At 56.9% G+C, this 16,224-nt stretch carries 18 protein-coding genes; 5 read left to right on the top strand and 13 right to left on the bottom strand.

Going from position 1 to position 16,224, the window contains the following annotated elements:
- The first annotated feature begins 190 nt into the window (after positions 1-190).
- Complete coding sequence (locus OGY10_RS00950) at positions 191-922, top strand: response regulator transcription factor (RefSeq protein ID WP_032942111.1); 732 nt, start codon at positions 191-193, stop codon at positions 920-922.
- A gap of 137 nt (positions 923-1,059) precedes the next feature.
- On the opposite strand, the gene OGY10_RS00945 is transcribed toward OGY10_RS00950, so the two are convergent.
- The 6 genes from OGY10_RS00945 to OGY10_RS00920 form a co-directional block, all read right to left on the bottom strand.
- Entirely contained in the window at positions 1,060-2,064 is a 1,005-nt protein-coding gene (locus tag OGY10_RS00945) for a carbohydrate kinase family protein (RefSeq protein WP_122983985.1), read from the bottom strand.
- Entirely contained in the window at positions 2,061-2,921 is an 861-nt protein-coding gene (locus OGY10_RS00940; RefSeq protein ID WP_008786944.1) for a ketose 1,6-bisphosphate aldolase, read from the bottom strand. Before OGY10_RS00940 ends, OGY10_RS00945 begins: the two co-directional genes overlap by 4 nt.
- A 14-nt stretch (positions 2,922-2,935) precedes the next feature.
- Positions 2,936-3,619 carry a D-lyxose/D-mannose isomerase gene (locus OGY10_RS00935; protein ID WP_153686850.1) on the bottom strand — a complete coding sequence of 228 codons (684 nt, stop codon included), beginning with the start codon at positions 3,617-3,619 and terminating at the stop codon, positions 2,936-2,938.
- Between the two features lie 119 nt (positions 3,620-3,738).
- Entirely contained in the window at positions 3,739-4,680 is a 942-nt protein-coding gene (locus tag OGY10_RS00930) for an ABC transporter substrate-binding protein (RefSeq protein ID WP_003826688.1), read from the bottom strand.
- An 88-nt stretch (positions 4,681-4,768) separates the two neighbouring features.
- Entirely contained in the window at positions 4,769-5,764 is a 996-nt protein-coding gene (locus OGY10_RS00925) for an ABC transporter permease subunit (protein WP_032948335.1), read from the bottom strand.
- The gene (locus OGY10_RS00920; RefSeq protein ID WP_003844755.1) at positions 5,757-7,280 is read right to left on the bottom strand and encodes a sugar ABC transporter ATP-binding protein; all 1,524 of its coding nucleotides are present in this window, start codon (positions 7,278-7,280) and stop codon (positions 5,757-5,759) included. Before OGY10_RS00920 ends, OGY10_RS00925 begins: the two co-directional genes overlap by 8 nt.
- A gap of 114 nt (positions 7,281-7,394) precedes the next feature.
- Between OGY10_RS00920 and OGY10_RS00915 the strand changes: the two genes are divergently transcribed.
- From OGY10_RS00915 to OGY10_RS00900, 4 genes are all read left to right on the top strand, one after another.
- A complete protein-coding gene (locus OGY10_RS00915; protein WP_191226526.1) occupies positions 7,395-9,659 on the top strand; it encodes a hybrid sensor histidine kinase/response regulator in 2,265 nt (754 codons plus the stop codon).
- Positions 9,660-9,728: 69 nt separating this feature from the next.
- Positions 9,729-10,058, top strand: coding sequence for a DDRRRQL repeat protein YjdP (gene yjdP / locus OGY10_RS00910; RefSeq protein ID WP_003031807.1), 330 nt, complete (start codon positions 9,729-9,731; stop codon positions 10,056-10,058).
- 155 nt (positions 10,059-10,213) lie between these two features.
- Entirely contained in the window at positions 10,214-10,516 is a 303-nt protein-coding gene (locus OGY10_RS00905; RefSeq protein ID WP_191226525.1) for a type II toxin-antitoxin system RelE/ParE family toxin, read from the top strand.
- A gap of 20 nt (positions 10,517-10,536) precedes the next feature.
- Entirely contained in the window at positions 10,537-10,878 is a 342-nt protein-coding gene (locus tag OGY10_RS00900) for a HigA family addiction module antitoxin (protein ID WP_008786950.1), read from the top strand.
- Between the two features lie 52 nt (positions 10,879-10,930).
- Here OGY10_RS00900 and phnP read toward each other — a convergent pair whose 3' ends face one another.
- The 7 genes from phnP to phnJ all read right to left on the bottom strand — a co-directional run bounded on the left by phnP (position 10,931) and on the right by phnJ (position 16,212).
- Positions 10,931-11,689 carry a phosphonate metabolism protein PhnP gene (gene phnP, locus OGY10_RS00895; RefSeq protein ID WP_191226524.1) on the bottom strand — a complete coding sequence of 253 codons (759 nt, stop codon included), beginning with the start codon at positions 11,687-11,689 and terminating at the stop codon, positions 10,931-10,933.
- An 8-nt stretch (positions 11,690-11,697) separates the two neighbouring features.
- On the bottom strand, positions 11,698-12,132 hold the full coding sequence (gene phnO, locus OGY10_RS00890) for an aminoalkylphosphonate N-acetyltransferase (protein ID WP_191226523.1): 435 nt from the start codon (positions 12,130-12,132) through the stop codon (positions 11,698-11,700).
- Positions 12,119-12,673: a ribose 1,5-bisphosphokinase gene (phnN, locus tag OGY10_RS00885; protein WP_008786953.1), complete on the bottom strand. Its 555-nt coding sequence runs from the start codon at positions 12,671-12,673 to the stop codon at positions 12,119-12,121. Before phnN ends, phnO begins: the two co-directional genes overlap by 14 nt.
- A 2-nt stretch (positions 12,674-12,675) precedes the next feature.
- A complete protein-coding gene (phnM, locus tag OGY10_RS00880; protein WP_286576046.1) occupies positions 12,676-13,812 on the bottom strand; it encodes an alpha-D-ribose 1-methylphosphonate 5-triphosphate diphosphatase in 1,137 nt (378 codons plus the stop codon).
- A complete protein-coding gene (phnL, locus tag OGY10_RS00875; RefSeq protein ID WP_003826708.1) occupies positions 13,809-14,495 on the bottom strand; it encodes a phosphonate C-P lyase system protein PhnL in 687 nt (228 codons plus the stop codon). The genes phnM and phnL overlap by 4 nt, the downstream gene beginning before the upstream one ends.
- Positions 14,496-14,665: 170 nt before the next feature.
- Positions 14,666-15,424 (bottom strand): phosphonate C-P lyase system protein PhnK, encoded by a 759-nt coding sequence (gene phnK, locus OGY10_RS00870; protein ID WP_003844769.1) that lies wholly within the window; start codon positions 15,422-15,424, stop codon positions 14,666-14,668.
- Entirely contained in the window at positions 15,421-16,212 is a 792-nt protein-coding gene (phnJ, locus tag OGY10_RS00865) for an alpha-D-ribose 1-methylphosphonate 5-phosphate C-P-lyase PhnJ (protein ID WP_049259807.1), read from the bottom strand. Before phnJ ends, phnK begins: the two co-directional genes overlap by 4 nt.
- Between the last annotated feature and the right edge of the window lie 12 nt (positions 16,213-16,224).

Raw genomic sequence — 16,224 nt, 5'->3', positions numbered from 1 at the left:
CGGGCGAATTTTGCGCAAAACCCTGACGAAAAACAGGCTGTCGTCATATTTGACGTGACGAATCTCCAATACGTGACGCCCCGGCAGTGTGACCGAGGTTATGTTTCCCGCACATCCTTGTGCCTTATCGCTGTCACTCTGTGCAGAATCAATCACACTCATTTAAGTTGGCCAGAAATGGGGAAAAACAATGAAGCCAGCCATACTGGTTGTGGATGATGACATCGCTGTCTGCACGCTTTTACAGGATGTGCTGAGCGAACACGTCTTTACGGTGACCGCCTGTCACACCGGGCAGGAGGCGCTGCGCTGCATTGAGACTCAGCCGGATATCGCTCTGGTATTGCTGGACATGATGTTGCCCGATATCAACGGTCTGATGGTGTTGCAGCAGGTGCAAAAGATGAGACCCGGATTACCGGTAGTCATGCTGACGGGCTTAGGCAGCGAGTCGGATGTGGTGGTCGGACTGGAAATGGGGGCTGACGACTATATCGGTAAGCCGTTCAATGCGCGGGTGCTGGTGGCGCGGGTAAAGGCGGTGCTCAGACGCGTTGGCGTGTTAACGGCAGAAAGCGGCTGCCCGCAAACCACGGGGCTTTCTTTCAATGGCTGGCATCTCGATACCGCCGGTTGCCAGTTACATAATCCCCAGCAGTTGAAGGTGGAGTTGACGCAGGGGGAATACAGCCTGCTGTTGGCGCTGGCCCAAAATGCCCGCCGGGTGCTGAGCCGGGAACAGCTGCTGGAGCTGACGCGCAGCGACAGCGTTGAGGTGTTTGACCGCACTATTGACGTGTTAATCATGCGGCTGCGGCGAAAAATAGAGAACAACCCGCACCAGCCAATGTTGATCAAAACCCTGCGCGGGCTGGGTTATGTGTTTGCCGCCGACGTGCAACATCACGATAAGGCGGCGTGAACGTGTGCAGTTGCCGGATGCGGCGTAAACGCCTTATCCGGCCTACAAAAGCGATAACAACTCCGTAGGCCTGATAAGCGCAGCGCATCAGGCATATTTCCGGACGATGCGGTCGTAGGCCTGATAAGCGTAGCGCATCAGGCGTCAGCCATTTCTGCTTTCAACTCTGCCAGCGTCTTCGCGCCGTCTATCGCATTCGCGCACAGCAAGCTTGCCCGCGCACAGGCGTGTGCCAACCTGACGCTGTCCGTCAGCGACCAGCGCTCATGACAGCCATACAAAAATCCAGCGCAAAACGCATCTCCCGCCCCGACGCTGCCAACGATCTCCTCCTGCGCCAGGTACTGCGACGGGATCCAGACGCCCGGCAGATCCGGCGCTTCACCCCAGGCACCTTCCGGACAGTGGATCACCACCCGCTGGCGTACACCTGCATCCAATAATTCGCGTGCGGCGGTGGCGATGTGCGCAATATGCAGTTCGCCGTTGGGCTGGCGGATCTCCAGCCCGCTGAACTCCCCGGCTTCCAGCTCGTTAATCACCAGATAGTCTAGATGGCGCAGGGCTGGCATCACCAGCGGTTGATAGCGCGGGTCGCCCTTGCGTGAGACCAGATCCAGCGACGTTTCAAAGCCGTTGTCGCGCATTTGCGCCAGCAGGCGTGCGCTACGCGTCCCGTACTCCTCATCCGGCATGTCCAGACTGTCGAGCAGCAGCAGATATCCCAGATGGAAGATTTTCATCGAGGTATCCAGTTGCTCAAACGCAGGCAGATCGAGTAGCCGATTGGCACCGGGCGAGTGGAAAAAGGTGCGCTGACCGCTGGGATCGGTCATCACCTGCGACATCGACGTGGGGGCGAATGTGGTGCGCTGCACGTGTTGGCGATTAACGTGATACTGCTCCAGCATCGCCATAATGTAGTCGCCGTCGCTGTCCTGACCGATTAACCCCACCGCCTGCAACGGCAGCCCAGTGTGCATTTTTGCCAGCGTCAGCAGCACATTAAGCGGCGCACCGCCCGTGGCGCGTTCGCTACGGGTGATTTCCGCCAGCCAGCCACGTTCCGGCCACTGCACAATTTGATGCACGTGATCGACCAGCATGTTGCCTGCGGCGATAACGCCTTTGCGTTCCATCAGACCCGTCCCGCGCTGCCAAAAATGCGCATCTGTTCCGAAACGGTATCGGTAATGGCCTCTTCAATGCCGAGCAGCAGTTCGGCGAATTCGTCGTACAGCGGCTGGCGATTCGCCATCCGTGTTTCTACCGCCGACAGCGCCGCCTGCGACATGCCGGTATAGAAGTTGATTTTGTGAATGCCGAGTTCAATCGCACGCTTGAAATCGTCGTCGCTGATGCCGGAGCCGCCGTGCAGTACCAGCGGGATTGCCGCCTGCTGGCGAATGGCGTCCAGACGCGGGAAGTCGAGCAGCGGTTCGCCTTTGTATTTGCCGTGGGCATTGCCAATGGCGACCGCCAGCGCGTCAATCCCGGTTCTGTCGACGAAATCACGCGCCATCATTGGGTCGGTAAACAGCGACTCGTCGGCATGACCGTACAGCGCGCCGCCCTCATCACCGCCCACCGCACCCAGTTCGGCTTCCACCGACACGCCGACGGCATGGCACATTTTCACCACTTCGCGGGTCTGGCGGATATTTTCTTCATACTCCAGCGTGGAACCATCGAACATCACTGAACTGAAACCTAAGCGTAGCGCCCGCACCACTGACTCAAAGTGCAGGCCGTGGTCAAGGTTCAGCACCACCGGAATGTCATGCCTGGCGGCTTCGAATTTGACCGCTTCGACCAGAGAATCCAGCGAGATATATTTAAAATGTACTTCGGCGATATTGATGATAAACGGCGAACGTTCCTGCTTTGCCGCGGCAAACAGCGCGCGCAGGAAGTGTGAATCCAGAACATTAAATGCCCCTAAGGCATAGTGATGCTCACGGGCATGTGCAAGGCCATCAGCGAGAGATATCAACGGCATAATACGCTCCTTGGTTAGCGGAACAGGCGATATTCGTTACACAGCACCAGCTGCGCCGGCTCGTCTTCTTCAATGTCGTTATAGCGGGCGATCGGTTGCAGAAAGTGGTTATCGTGGTCGTCGTCATTAACAGAAGAAACCTCGCCGACCAGCACGTCGCCAAAACCTTCTTCCGCCCAGAAGCTGTGATACAGGCCCGGCGGCAGGCAGATGCTTTCACCCGGCGTCAGCCGTAACTGACTGCCCGCTGCATGGGTTTGCCGACAGCCGTCAATCACCACGCTGACGTCGGTCTCCTCCGTTTGTTCCCGGATCCCCGCATTCCACAGTTCCACAATTAAATTGCCGCCGCCGCGATTGATAATGTCTTCGCGTTTGCGCCAGTGAAAATGCATCGGCGTGACCTGCGCATCGCGAACATGCATGATTTTCTCGGCGTAGCATTTCTCGTAAGGCATTCCTTTCGGCGAGCCATTACGCAGAGTGAACAGCGTTAACCCTTGCGCGGCGAAATTGTTGCCGCCAAATGCGGTGACATCCCAACCGAGCTTAAGGTCGAACACTTCGCTCCAGGCTGTGGCATCAAGCTTGCGCCATTGGGTCGGGGGGAAGCTGGCAAAAGGGGGGAGAAGCACGTCGTGCTGAGAGAAAAACTGGCGCGTGTGGCCAAGGATCTCGTTTATTGCGGAGCGTTTCATCGGCTGAATCCTCCTTAATATAATGCCGGATGGGCCGCGCTTATCCGGCCTACAAATTCATAGCGATCTTGTAGGCCGGATAGGGCATTTTCGCCGCCATCCGGCGTTGTTGTGGCGGGCTATTTAACCGTCCAACCCTTATAACTGCCGACGTTGTTTTTATCGATCATCGTCACCGGGATCAGCACGGGTTCTTTCGGAGCGGGTTTCCCCTGCAATATGTCATAGCCGATTTCGACCGCTTTGGCAGCCATCACCTGCGGATCTTGTGCCGGAGTCGCCACAAATAGTGAGTTTTCGCGCTTAAGCGCTTCTTCACCGTCCGGGGATCCATCTACGCCGACAATAAAGAATTCGCTACGCTGCGCCTGTTTTGCCGCCAGATCGGCACCGATCGCCGTCGGATCGTTAATGGCGAATACGCCGTCGATCTTCGGATTCGCCGCCAGCAACGCGGTCATGATCTCCAGCCCGCCTTCGCGACTGCCTTTGGCGTTTTGGTTATGCGACAGCACCTTGATGTCTGGGTGGCGTTTGAACTCAGTCTGGCAGCCTTCCACGCGGTTCTGGACGGCGGAAACCGGCGGCCCGTTGATGATGACGACGTTGCCTTTGCCTTTCAGGCGGTCGGTAATGTATTTACAGGCCATTTCACCTGCCTGGGTGTTATCGGAGGTAATGGTCGCGTCTGCGCCTTCCGCTGCCACGTCAACGGCAACCACCACGATCCCGGCGTCTTTCGCGCGTTTTACCGCCGGGCCGATGCCTTTGGAGTCGGCAGCGTTAAGGATAATCATGTCGACTTTGGCGGCAATAAAGTTGTCGATCTGCGACACCTGTTGACCCAGATCGTAGCCGCTGGAAACCAGCGTTACTTTAACGCTATCACCTGCCAGCTTGCGTGCTTCCAGCTCCGCGCCTTTGGTGATCTGCACGAAGAACGGGTTGGCCAGATCGCCCACCGTAACGCCGATCGATTTCAGTTCTTTTGCCTGCACAAACGGAGCTGCAGCAAGCAGGGCGCCAGCACAGAGCGCGGTTACTAATGGCTTCAAACGCATACTCGTTTCCTCACGTAGGGTATTGTTGTTATACGCCTGATGGCGCTGCGCTTATCAGGCCTACGAATGAGTAGGCCAGTAAGCTTGTCTATGCACTTTGATGGTGTCGGGTACGGTATTTGTCGATCAGCACCGCTATGATGATCACCGCCCCTTTGATCACCAGTTGCCAGAAATAGGAGACGCCCATCAGCGTCATGCCGTTATTGAGCGTGGCGATTATCAACGCCCCCACCAGCGTGCCGGTGATGGTGCCGATCCCGCCAACAAAGCTGGTGCCGCCGAGGATCACCGCCGCGATGGCGTCCAGCTCGTAACCCATGCCTAAGTTGCCGTTGGCGCTATACAGCCGCGAGGCGCTCATCACCCCGCCAAGACCTGAGAGCAAACCGCTCATGCCGTAGACGAACAGCAGCACCAGCCACACTTTGATGCCGGTTAAACGTGCGGCCTGCATATTGCCGCCGACCGCGTAGATATGAACGCCGAGCGTGGTGCGGCGCAGAATGAACCAGCACACCACCACCACCGCCAGCGCAATGACCACCAGCCACGGAACCGGGCCGAGATAGTTGTTACCGATCCACTCAAAGCTGATATTGGAGTTAATCACCGTTGTACCGTCGGCCAGCAGATAGGCCGCACCGCGCAGCGCCGTATAGGTTCCAAGCGTGACGATAAACGGCGGTAGTCCGGCAAAAGCGACCAGCGCGCCGTTAAACAATCCCAGCACCAGACCGAGCATCAGCGCCGCCGGAATCGACAGCATGGCAAACTCAGGAATAAGAGAAACGACCATGGCTGCGACAGCGGTGGTACCGAGAATCGAGCCAACCGAGAGGTCGATCCCGCCGGTCAAAATAATGAAGGTCATGCCAGCCGCCAGCACGATGTTGATCGAGGCCTGACGGGTAATATTCAGCAGGTTACTTTCGGTAAAAAAGTTAGGCGCGATAAAGCCAAATACCGCCACAATCAGGATGAGAATCGGTAAGATGCCGACCGTTTGCATCAGATCGCTCATCAGCATTTTTTTTGCGGAGGCGGATTTCGCCACCTGCTGGGGAGTGGTTGGATTATTCATGGGGCACCGCCTGATGGTGGGAGTCGTTCACGCCGGTTGCCAGCGTCATAATATTTTCCTGGGTAATGCTTTGTCCGTTCAGCTCGCCGGCAATACTGCCTTCCCGCATGACATAAACACGATCGCTCATACCGACGACTTCCGGCAGCTCGCTGGAGATCATCAGGATCGCTACGCCTTTGCGCGCCATATCGTTCATGATCCGGTAGATCTCGCTTTTGGCGCCGACGTCCACGCCGCGCGTGGGTTCATCGAGGATCAAAATACGTGGGCCGATCGCGACCCAGCGTGAAATCAGCAGTTTTTGCTGATTTCCGCCGGACAGCCCGCCCGCGCGTACCTGTGCGTGCGGCACGCGGATGTTGAGCAGCTTGATGGCGTCATCGGAAATAGCCTGCGCCTTTTTGCGATCGAGCATGCCCCAGTTGGCGTCACGCTCCAGCGTTGCCATGGTGATGTTTTCTGCCGCTGCCAGCTCTAAAAATAATCCCTGTTCTTTGCGGTTTTCCGTCAGAAAGCCAATGCCGTGGTCAATCGCCTCGCGCGGGGAGTGGATCACTACCGGTTCACCGTCTACTTCAATCATGCCGCCGATGGCTTTACGCACGCCAAAAATAAGCTGAGCCAGTTCAGAACGCCCGGCACCGACTAGCCCGGCCAGGCCGACGATCTCCCCGGAGCGCACCAGTAAGCTGCACGGCTGGACTTTATGGCCGTCGGTCAGGTGATGAACATTGAGGCGTGCTTTACCTAAGGGAATATCGCGCTCTTTGTTGAACAGATCGCTCAACGGACGGCCCACCATCATGCGTACCAGCTCCGAGGCGTTGAGCTTGTCGCGGGTCAGGCTGCCAACATATTGCCCATCGCGCAGGACGCTGACGCGGTCCGAGAGTTCGTACACTTCCGCCATGCGGTGGCTGATGTAGATAATTGCCATCCCCTCATCGCGCAGGCGCATGATCAGTTCAAACAGGCGGTGAGTTTCACGTGAGGAGAGGGCGGCGGTGGGTTCATCCATTACCAGAATGCGGCTGTTACGGTGCAGGGCGCGGGCAATTTCCACCTGCTGCTGTTCGGCGATGGTCAACGTCATCACACGGTCGCTGGCCTTAAACTGGGCACCGAGTCGGTCGATGACTTTCTGCGACTGCATGACCATCTCTTTACGCTGGACCAGCCCGCCGCGCGACAGCTCGCTGCCAAGAAAGATATTTTCCGCTACCGTCAGGTTCGGCGCGAGCTGCATCTCCTGATAAATCAGCGTGATGCCTGCGCTAAGCGCATCTTTGGGACCGCGAATGTGAAACGGCTGACCGTCAATCAGGATCTCACCGCTGGTGGCGGTATAGGCGCCTGCGAGGATCTTCATCAGGGTGCTCTTCCCCGCGCCATTCTCGCCCATCAGGGCATGAATCTCGCCCGGCCAGACCGTTAAATCGACCCCTTTCAGCGCGTAAAATTTGCCAAACGCTTTAGCAATGTTGCGCATCTCCAGAACCGGTGTCCTGCTCATGGCGGATCTCCTGTGGGGTGGCCGATATCAGCAGTCCATCACAGGAATGTAAATGCAAAATGTCAGAAGCCGTTCATATTTGTCATATTGCGATTTTTCTTCACGGAGCGTGATATGCCGCAACCGGGACGTCACTTTCTCGCCAGTGCGCGCGGACGATTGCTGTTCTTCAATCTGCTGGTGGTGGCTGTCACGCTGATGGTGAGCGGCGTGGCGGTGCTGGGTTTTCAGCATGCCAGTCAGATTCAGGAGCAGGTGCAGCAGCAAACCGTTGACGACATGACCGGCAGCATGAACCTGGCGCGGGATACGGCGAACGTGGCGACGGCGGCGGTGCGGCTGTCGCAGGTGGTCGGGGCGCTGGAATACAAAGGGGAAGCGGAGCGGCTGCAGGAGACGCAAAGGGCGCTGAAGCAGTCGCTGGAACAACTGGCTACCGCGCCGCTGGCACAGCAAGAGCCGGTGCTGGTCGAGCGTATTATCCAGCGCAGTAATGAACTACAAAGCAGCGTAGAAGGGATGTTGCAGCGCGGGCAGCGGCGACACCTGGAGCGTAACGCGTTGCTCAGTTCGCTGTATCAAAATCAAAGCTATTTACGTCATCTGCAAAAGTTGACCGGCGCGCAGGATGATGCGCTGCTGGGGCAGATGGACCGCTTAATTGTTGCCGCCATCGACACGCCCACGCCGCGTTCGGTGGTGAAACAACTGGATGCGGTGATGCCTGCGCTTCCCTTGCGCCATGCTAGTCCGCTGATTAGCGGTATCCTCAACGACTTCAACCAGGAGCTGCATAAGCTGGAGCCGCTCTCTTCCGCGCTGGAGCAGAGCGATTTGGCCATCAACTGGTATATGTTTCATATCAAAGCGCTGGTGGCGATCCTCAACAGCGATATCAATCAGTATGCCTCGCAGGTGGCGCTGATCTCAGAGCAGCGGGTGGCGCAAAGCCATCAGGAACTGCAATCCGGCGCGTTGTTTATTTTAGTGTTTGCGCTGCTGGCGGTGGTGATCACCGGTTTTGCCGGGTGGTATATCTACCGTAATCTCGGTTCCAACCTGACGGCCATTTCACGGGCGATGACCCGGCTGGCGCACGGTGAATCAGACGTCAGCGTCCCGGCCCTGCAGCGTCGCGATGAGCTGGGCGAGCTGGCCCGCGCTTTTAGCGTCTTTGCCCGTAACACCGCGTCGCTGGAGCACACAACCCGACTGCTAAAAGAAAAAACCAGCCAGATGGAAATCGATCGCACCGAACGTCAGGGGCTGGAAGAAGCGCTGTTGCACAGCCAAAAGCTGAAGGCGGTGGGGCAACTGACGGGTGGATTAGCACATGATTTCAATAACCTGCTGGCGGTTATTATTGGCAGTCTGGATCTGGTGAATCCGGAGTCGCCCGATGCGCCACGGGTCAATCGGGCGCTAAAAGCCGCCGAGCGTGGGGCGTTGCTTACCCAGCGACTGCTGGCCTTTTCGCGCAAACAGTCGTTGCACCCTCATGCGGTGGAGCTGAAAACGCTGCTGGAAAATCTGGGCGAACTGATGCGCCACTCTCTTCCGGCCACGTTGACGCTGGAGATTGAAGCCCAGTCTCCCGCCTGGCCCGCGTGGATTGACGTCAGCCAACTGGAAAACGCTATTATCAATCTGGTGATGAACGCCCGTGACGCCATGGACGGGCAGGCGGGCACGATTAAAATCCGTACCTGGAATCAGCGGGTCACGCGCAGCGATGGGCGCAAGCAGGATATGGTGATGCTGGAGGTGGCTGACCAGGGAAGCGGGATGTCACAGGAGGTGAAAGCCCAGGTCTTCGAACCGTTTTTCACCACCAAACAGACCGGTAGCGGCAGCGGACTGGGGCTGTCGATGGTTTACGGTTTTGTGCGCCAGTCCGGTGGTCGGGTGGAGATTGAAAGCGCTCCCGGGCAGGGAACGACGGTCAGGCTACAACTGCCTCGCGCCGTTGTGCCAGTGCAGGCTCAGGCAGAACCGGTGGCGGTACATGCGGCGAACAGCAGTGAAAAACTGGTGTTGGTGCTCGAGGATGAGGACGATGTACGCCAGACGTTGTGCGAGCAATTACACCTGCTGGGCTACCTGACGTTAGAGGCCGCAAACGGGGAACAGGCGATGCATATGCTGGCGGCTTCATCCGAGATTGATATTTTTATCAGCGACTTAATGCTGCCAGGTGGTTTAAGCGGCGTGGATGTGGTTAACCATGCCCAGGCACATTATCCGCAGTTGTCCATCCTGCTGATAAGCGGTCAGGATTTACGTCCGGCGCATAACCCGGCGTTGCCGGATGTGGCGCTATTGCGTAAGCCTTTTACTCGGGGAGAGCTGGCGCAGGCGCTGCGGCATTCGCGTAATTGAGATTCCTCCGCTACCCGCGCAAATACGCTTTGATTACCGTGGGGCGAGTTTCTTGATGAGGCTGGTTTTATGCAACGCTCCGCGACATTCCTTCTTTTTAGTTTGCTAATGCTGACCACCGTATCGGCACAGGCGGATATTATCGATGACGCCATTGGTAATATTCAGCAGGCGATTAACGACGCATACAAACCGGACAACGGGCGGGATTATGATGACTCCCGTGATGAAAGCTGGCAGCGCCAGATGAGTGACGACCGGCGCAGGCAATATGACAATCGCCGCCGCCAGTTTGAAGATCGACGTCGCCAACTGGATGACCGTCAGCGCCAGCTCGATCAAGAACGGCGTCAGTTAGAAGACGAAGAACGCAGAATGGAAGAAGATTACGATCGTTAGCGGTAACGATTAAATTTATGGGTATTTTATCTTTCTGGCAGGGATTTACCTGCTCGCCCAACAGCTCACCATTTTATGTTAATGAATGCACTTGAGCACAGTGCATGTGTGCACTACAATCTCTCTATGCTTATGGAAAAGGTGCTGGCAATGGAATGTCTAAATCATTAAATATCAGAAATTTTCGGGATACATGGCTTGAAGATTTTTTTGAACGGGCGACATCGCACAGAAAAATACCTGCGGATATTCACACTGCATTAGCCAGAAAGCTGGATATCATTAATGCGGCTGTTTCGCATCGGGATTTGCGCTCGCCACCCGGTAACAGATATGAAGAGTTAACCGGAAAATTACAGGAATATTCTTCAATCAGAATAAACAAGCAGTACCGATTAATATTTAAATGGATTAATGGTAAGGCCGAAGATGTGTACTTAGATCCACACATCTATTAGAGAAAACGTAAGGTAACGATATGAAACAGGCATCCAGAAAACCAACGACTGTGGGTGATATCCTGCAATATGAATACCTGGAACCGCTTGATCTGAAAATCAACGATCTGGCTGAAATTCTGCATGTTCACCGCAATACAGTGAGCGCACTGGTCAACAATAATCGCAAATTAACAACGGATATGGCGTTTCGTTTGGCAAAAGCGTTCGATACCTCCGTTGATTTCTGGCGTAACCTACAGGCGGCGGTTGACCTGTGGGAAGTTGAAAATGACATGCGGGCGCAAGAAGAACTGAACCGGATTGTTTCAGTTAAAGATTTTATTGCGCAGCGAGATGTCGGCGCAAAAAAAGTCGCTTAATCATCTGTTTGTAGGCCGGATAAGATGTTTTCATCGCATCCGGCAAATTTCCTTACTCCAGCACAATCTCCATTCCGTCATATCCTGCCTCAAACCCTACTGGTAGCGGATGTTCCATCATCCACAGATCAAACTGATGGCTGATATGCGTCAGGATCACCCGTGGGCAGCGGATGACGTCGTTCAATGCGATAACGGTGTTTAAATCACAATGATTGCGCGGTGGCTCGGCGCGCGGGGCATGGCTGCAGTCAATGATAATCACCTGAGGCTGGTTATTGTGGAGAAACTTCAACGTCTTGTCGGGAAGTCCGGCGGTATCGGAGAGCCACGCCACGCGGCTATGTGCGGTCTCCAGCAGATAACCAAACGTCAGCTTTGAATGGTTGAGCGGTAGCGGCGTTACCTGCAATCCTTGCAGGTCGAACACCACGAACGGTGCCACGGTATGGCTAAAATCGAGGATGCCGGGATGCTTAAACAGATCGTCGCAACCCTGTTCATCCGGCGGACCGTACACCGGGATGGTCGCCCCGACACCCCAGCGCAACGGAAACAGCCCTTGCACATGATCCATATGATAGTGGGTCAGTAGAAACTGCTGGAAGCTGCCCGCCGGCCAGTCGTCCATCAGATGTGGGAGCCCTGCGTCCAGCAGCGTCACCGCATTATTGAACCTGACCACCCCGCTACAAGGGCGTCGACGGTATTGCGCCTGTAAGCGTGCTCGTTGGCAGGCCGCACAGTCGCAGCCATATGTCGGCACCAGCTGCGCGCCGCCCGTTCCCGTCAGCGTAATGGTCAGACTCATGGCTCCCCCTACAACGGTTTAGTGAAGCGAAAATGGCTCTGGGTATAGCCTTCGCGCTGATAAAAACGGTGAGCGTTAAGGCGTTGAGTGCTGGTGGAAAGCTCGGTCATCTCTGCACCCGCTTCGCGCGCGGTGGCTTCGGCCCAGGCCAGTAACTGACTGCCTACCGTTAATCCTCGCGCCTGCGGCATCACCACCAGTTCCTGTATTTCGCCAATCCAGTTAGCGTGGTGCAGATGAAACTGCAGGTGCAGACCGATCAAGCCGATGACCTGTCCGTCGAGCAGCGCCAGTTGGTAGTGCATATTGGGATCTTGCAGATTCGCGGCGTATCCGGCACTAAAGGCCTGCAGGTCGAATTGACCCTGTTTCAACTCACAGATGAGCGCATAAACCGCATCGGTATCGTATAGCGTAGCGCGGCGTAATTCACAGACAGACATGTTTCTTCTCCTTGCGTCCCATCAGTGTGAGTAGTGTATCGACAGACTGTAGCAAACTTCCATCGTTGTTCAGGACGTGGCAGTCATACGGGGCGTAGCGGGCTGCGCGCTCAAGACGGGCGGCGATTTCCGTTTCGCTCTCCCGTCCACGAGCCTGCAAGCGCTGGCGTAAAATCGCCGGAGAAACCTGTAAGCAAATGGGGAGTAAAGATGTGCCGTAACGGGCCTGCGCCTGGGGCAGATGCGCCCGTGAGCCGTTGACCACCACATCAAAACCGGCGTGTAGCCAGAGGTCAATCTCCACGCCAACGCCGTAGTAGAAGCCATTGGCGTGCCAGCTCAGCGCCAGCAGGTTCTGCCCGGCGCGGGTAAAAAACTCTTGTTCGCTCAGCGCAATATGATTTTCATTCCCGGCGTTGGCGGCGCGGGTGATGTAACGGTGCGCCACCAGCAGTTGCGCCGGTTCCTGCTGGCGGAGTTCGGCCAGCAGACTGTCCTTACCGGAGCCGGATGGCCCCATCAGCCAGATCAGTTTACCCATAGTCAGAATACCCTTTTGCCCTGACGCCAGACGTGGTCGATATGGATGTTGCCGCCTTTGCGGTGTGCCAGCACCAGATCCGCGCGTTTGCCTTCGGCAACAACGCCACGATCGTCGAGATTTAATGCCCGCGCCGGATTGTGGGTCACCAGACGAATGGCCTGTGGCAGCGTAAAGCAGTTGGCGTCGTCGTCCGCTACGCGAAACGCCGCATCGAGCAGGCTGGCGGGGTAGTAGTCGGAAGAGAGAATATCCAAAAGCCCCAGCTCAGCCAGCTTATGCGCGGCCACGTTGCCGGAGTGAGAACCGCCGCGCACGATGTTGGGCGCCCCCATCAGCACGTTCATACCATGCTGGCGCGAGGCTTCAGCCGCTTCGAAGGTAGTGGGAAATTCGGCGATCACGCTGCCAAGCTGGTGCGATTCCAGCACATGATCATGGGTGGCATCATCATGGCTCGCCAGCGCAATCTGGCGCTCACGACACATCTGGGCAATCGCCGTGCGATTGGGCTGTGACCAACGCGCCGCCAGCGCTAATTGTTCTTCTTCATAGCGGGCCATCTGCTCGTCGGTGAGCGAATACTTGCCTTGATAATACTCGCGGTACTTCTCACGATTGGCGAACTGACGCTGGCCTGGCGAGTGATCCATCAGTGACACCAGCGTTACCGGCTCGCGGCCGACCAGCTTTTCAAACAGCGGCAGGGTAGTGTGATGCGGCAGCTCACAGCGCAGGTGCAGGCGATGCTCGGCGCGATTGACCCCGCGCTTTTGCGTCTCTTCGACCGCATTGATCATCTTCTCCAGATTTTCCAGACGGTCGCCGCCGTCGCGCACATCGCCAATTGCCACCGCGTCCAGCACGGTGGTAATGCCGCTGGCGACCATTAGCGCGTCGTGGCTGCTCATCGCCGAGTGGGCAGGCCAGTCTACCTTCGGGCGCGGGGTGAAAAATTTGTCGAGATTATCGGTATGCAGCTCGATAAGCCCTGGTAGCAGCCAGCCGCCTTCGCCGTCCAGCGCCTCAGGTAGGCTGCTCGGACTTTCTGCAAAGGTGCGAATGACCCCGCCCTCGATTTCCAGCGATCCTTGCACCACTTCATCTTCCAGTACCAGCTTTACATTATTGATAATCATGCTGTTGTTCCCATCAGATGCAGACGATCCGCTACGCGGTCGCGCACGGTTTGATCGTGAAAAATGCCGACAATTGCTGCGCCGCGGGCTTTCGCCTCTTCAATTAATGCGACGACGGCGGCGCTATTTTTGGCGTCCAGCGAGGCGGTAGGCTCATCGAGCAGCAGAATTGGGTAATCGACGATAAACCCGCGAGCGATGTTGACGCGCTGCTGTTCGCCGCCGGAAAAGGTCGACGGCGCCAGGTGCCACAATCGCTCCGGCACGTTCAGGCGGGTAAGCAGGTTAGCTGCTTTGGCTGCACACTCCTCACGGGAGACCCCCAGATCCAGCAGCGGTTGCATCACCACGTCCAGCGCGGAAATCCTCGGGATCACGCGCAGGAACTGGCTCACCCAGCCGATGGTTGAACGGCGAACTTCCAGTACTTTGCGCGCCGGGGCCTGCACCAGATCAACCCATTCATCGCTGTGGCGGATGTGGATGTGTCCTTCATCCGGCAGGTAGTTGGCGTACAGCGAACGCAGCAATGTGGATTTGCCGCTACCTGAGTGACCGTGCAGCACCACGCATTCGCCGCTTTTAACGTCCAGAGTGGCGTTTTGCAGCACCGGCAGACGCACGCCGTTTTGCTGATGCAGGACAAAGGTTTTACTGACATTTTCAACGCGGATCGCGTTCATTTTTAGCCTCTTTAGACATTTTTGCGTTCGATTGCCTGATGGCGCTTCGCTTATCAGGCCTACAACCAATGCCGCTCCGTAGGCCGGATAAGACGTAGCCGTCATCCGGCACAAGCGATGCCACTCCGTAGGCCGGATAAGGCGCAGCCGCCATCCGGCACAACAAAAAATCAGTTCTGCAACACCGACGACACCAGCAACTGGGTATACGGATGATGCGGGTCGTCGAGCACGCGGTCGGTTAACCCACTTTCCACCACCTGACCTTGCTTCATCACCAGTAAACGGTCGGCCAGCAGGCGCGCGACGCCCAAATCGTGGGTGACAATCACTACCGCCAGATCCAGTTCCACCACCAGGCCGCGCAGCAGGTCCAGCAGTTTGGCCTGTACGGAAACGTCCAGCCCGCCGGTAGGTTCGTCCATAAACACCAGTTTGGGATGGGTGACGAGGTTGCGGGCAATCTGCAGGCGCTGCTGCATGCCGCCGGAAAAGGTGGTGGGTAGATCGTCGATACGCGAGGCAGGGATCTCTACCTCCTCCAGCCAGCGCTGCGCGGTGGCGCGGATGTCGCCGTAGTGACGTGCGCCGGTGGCCATCAGACGTTCGCCGATATTGCCGCCTGCGGAGACCTGACGGCGAAGGCCATCCAGCGGATGCTGATGCACCACGCCCCATTCGGTGCGCAGCAGACGGCGACGGTCGGCTTCGTTCATGCCGTACAGCGAACGGTTCTGATACAAAATCTCACCGCTCTGCGGCGTCAGCCGTGAAGAGATCGATTTCAGCAGCGTGGTTTTGCCGGAACCGGACTCGCCGACGATACCCAGCACCTCGCCTGGCCACAGGTCAAAAGAGACATCGCTGAAGCCCTTGCCCGGCGCGTAGAGATGGGTCAGGTTGTTGACTGAAAGCAGCGGTTGCGTCATTTGCTGAGGGCCTCGCTCTGTTGGCGGCAGTAGTCGGTGTCGGAGCAGACAAACATGCGTTTGCCGGTGTCATCGAGCACCACTTCATCGAGATAGCTGTGGGTTGAGCCGCAGATGGCGCAAGGCTCATCCCAGCTCTGCACGGTAAACGGGTGATCGTCGAAATCGAGGCTTTCCACGCGGGTGTAAGGTGGAACGGCATAGATACGCTTTTCGCGGCCAGCGCCAAACAGTTGCAGGGCTGGCATCATGTCCATCTTTGGATTGTCGAATTTCGGGATGGGCGACGGGTCCATGACGTAGCGGTCATTGACCTTCACCGGATAGGCGTAAGTGGTGGCAATATGGCCGAAGCGGGCGATATCTTCATACAGTTTCACCTGCATGATGCCGTACTCTTCCAGCGCGTGCATGGTGCGAGTTTCCGTTTCACGCGGTTCGATAAAGCGCAGCGGTTCAGGGATCGGTACCTGGAAGATGATTATCTGATCTTCCACCAGCGGCGTTTCCGGGATGCGGTGGCGGGTCTGGATCAGCGTCGCATCTTCCGTACGCTCAGTGGTATTCACCCCGGTCACACGCTTGAAGAAATTACGAATCGACACGGCGTTAGTGGTGTCGTCTGCGCCCTGGTCAATCACCTTCAGTACGTCCGGCTCGCCAATCACGCTGGCGGTAAGCTGAATACCGCCGGTTCCCCAGCCGTAGGGCATCGGCATCTCACGTCCGCCAAACGGGACCTGGTAACCCGGGATTGCCACCGCTTTCAGAATGGCGCGGCGGATCATGCGCTTGGTCTG

The organism is Citrobacter sp. Cpo148, from assembly GCF_030332375.1.
GTDB lineage: Bacteria > Pseudomonadota > Gammaproteobacteria > Enterobacterales > Enterobacteriaceae > Citrobacter > Citrobacter portucalensis.
This window is presented reverse-complemented; position numbering and strand designations above follow the sequence as displayed.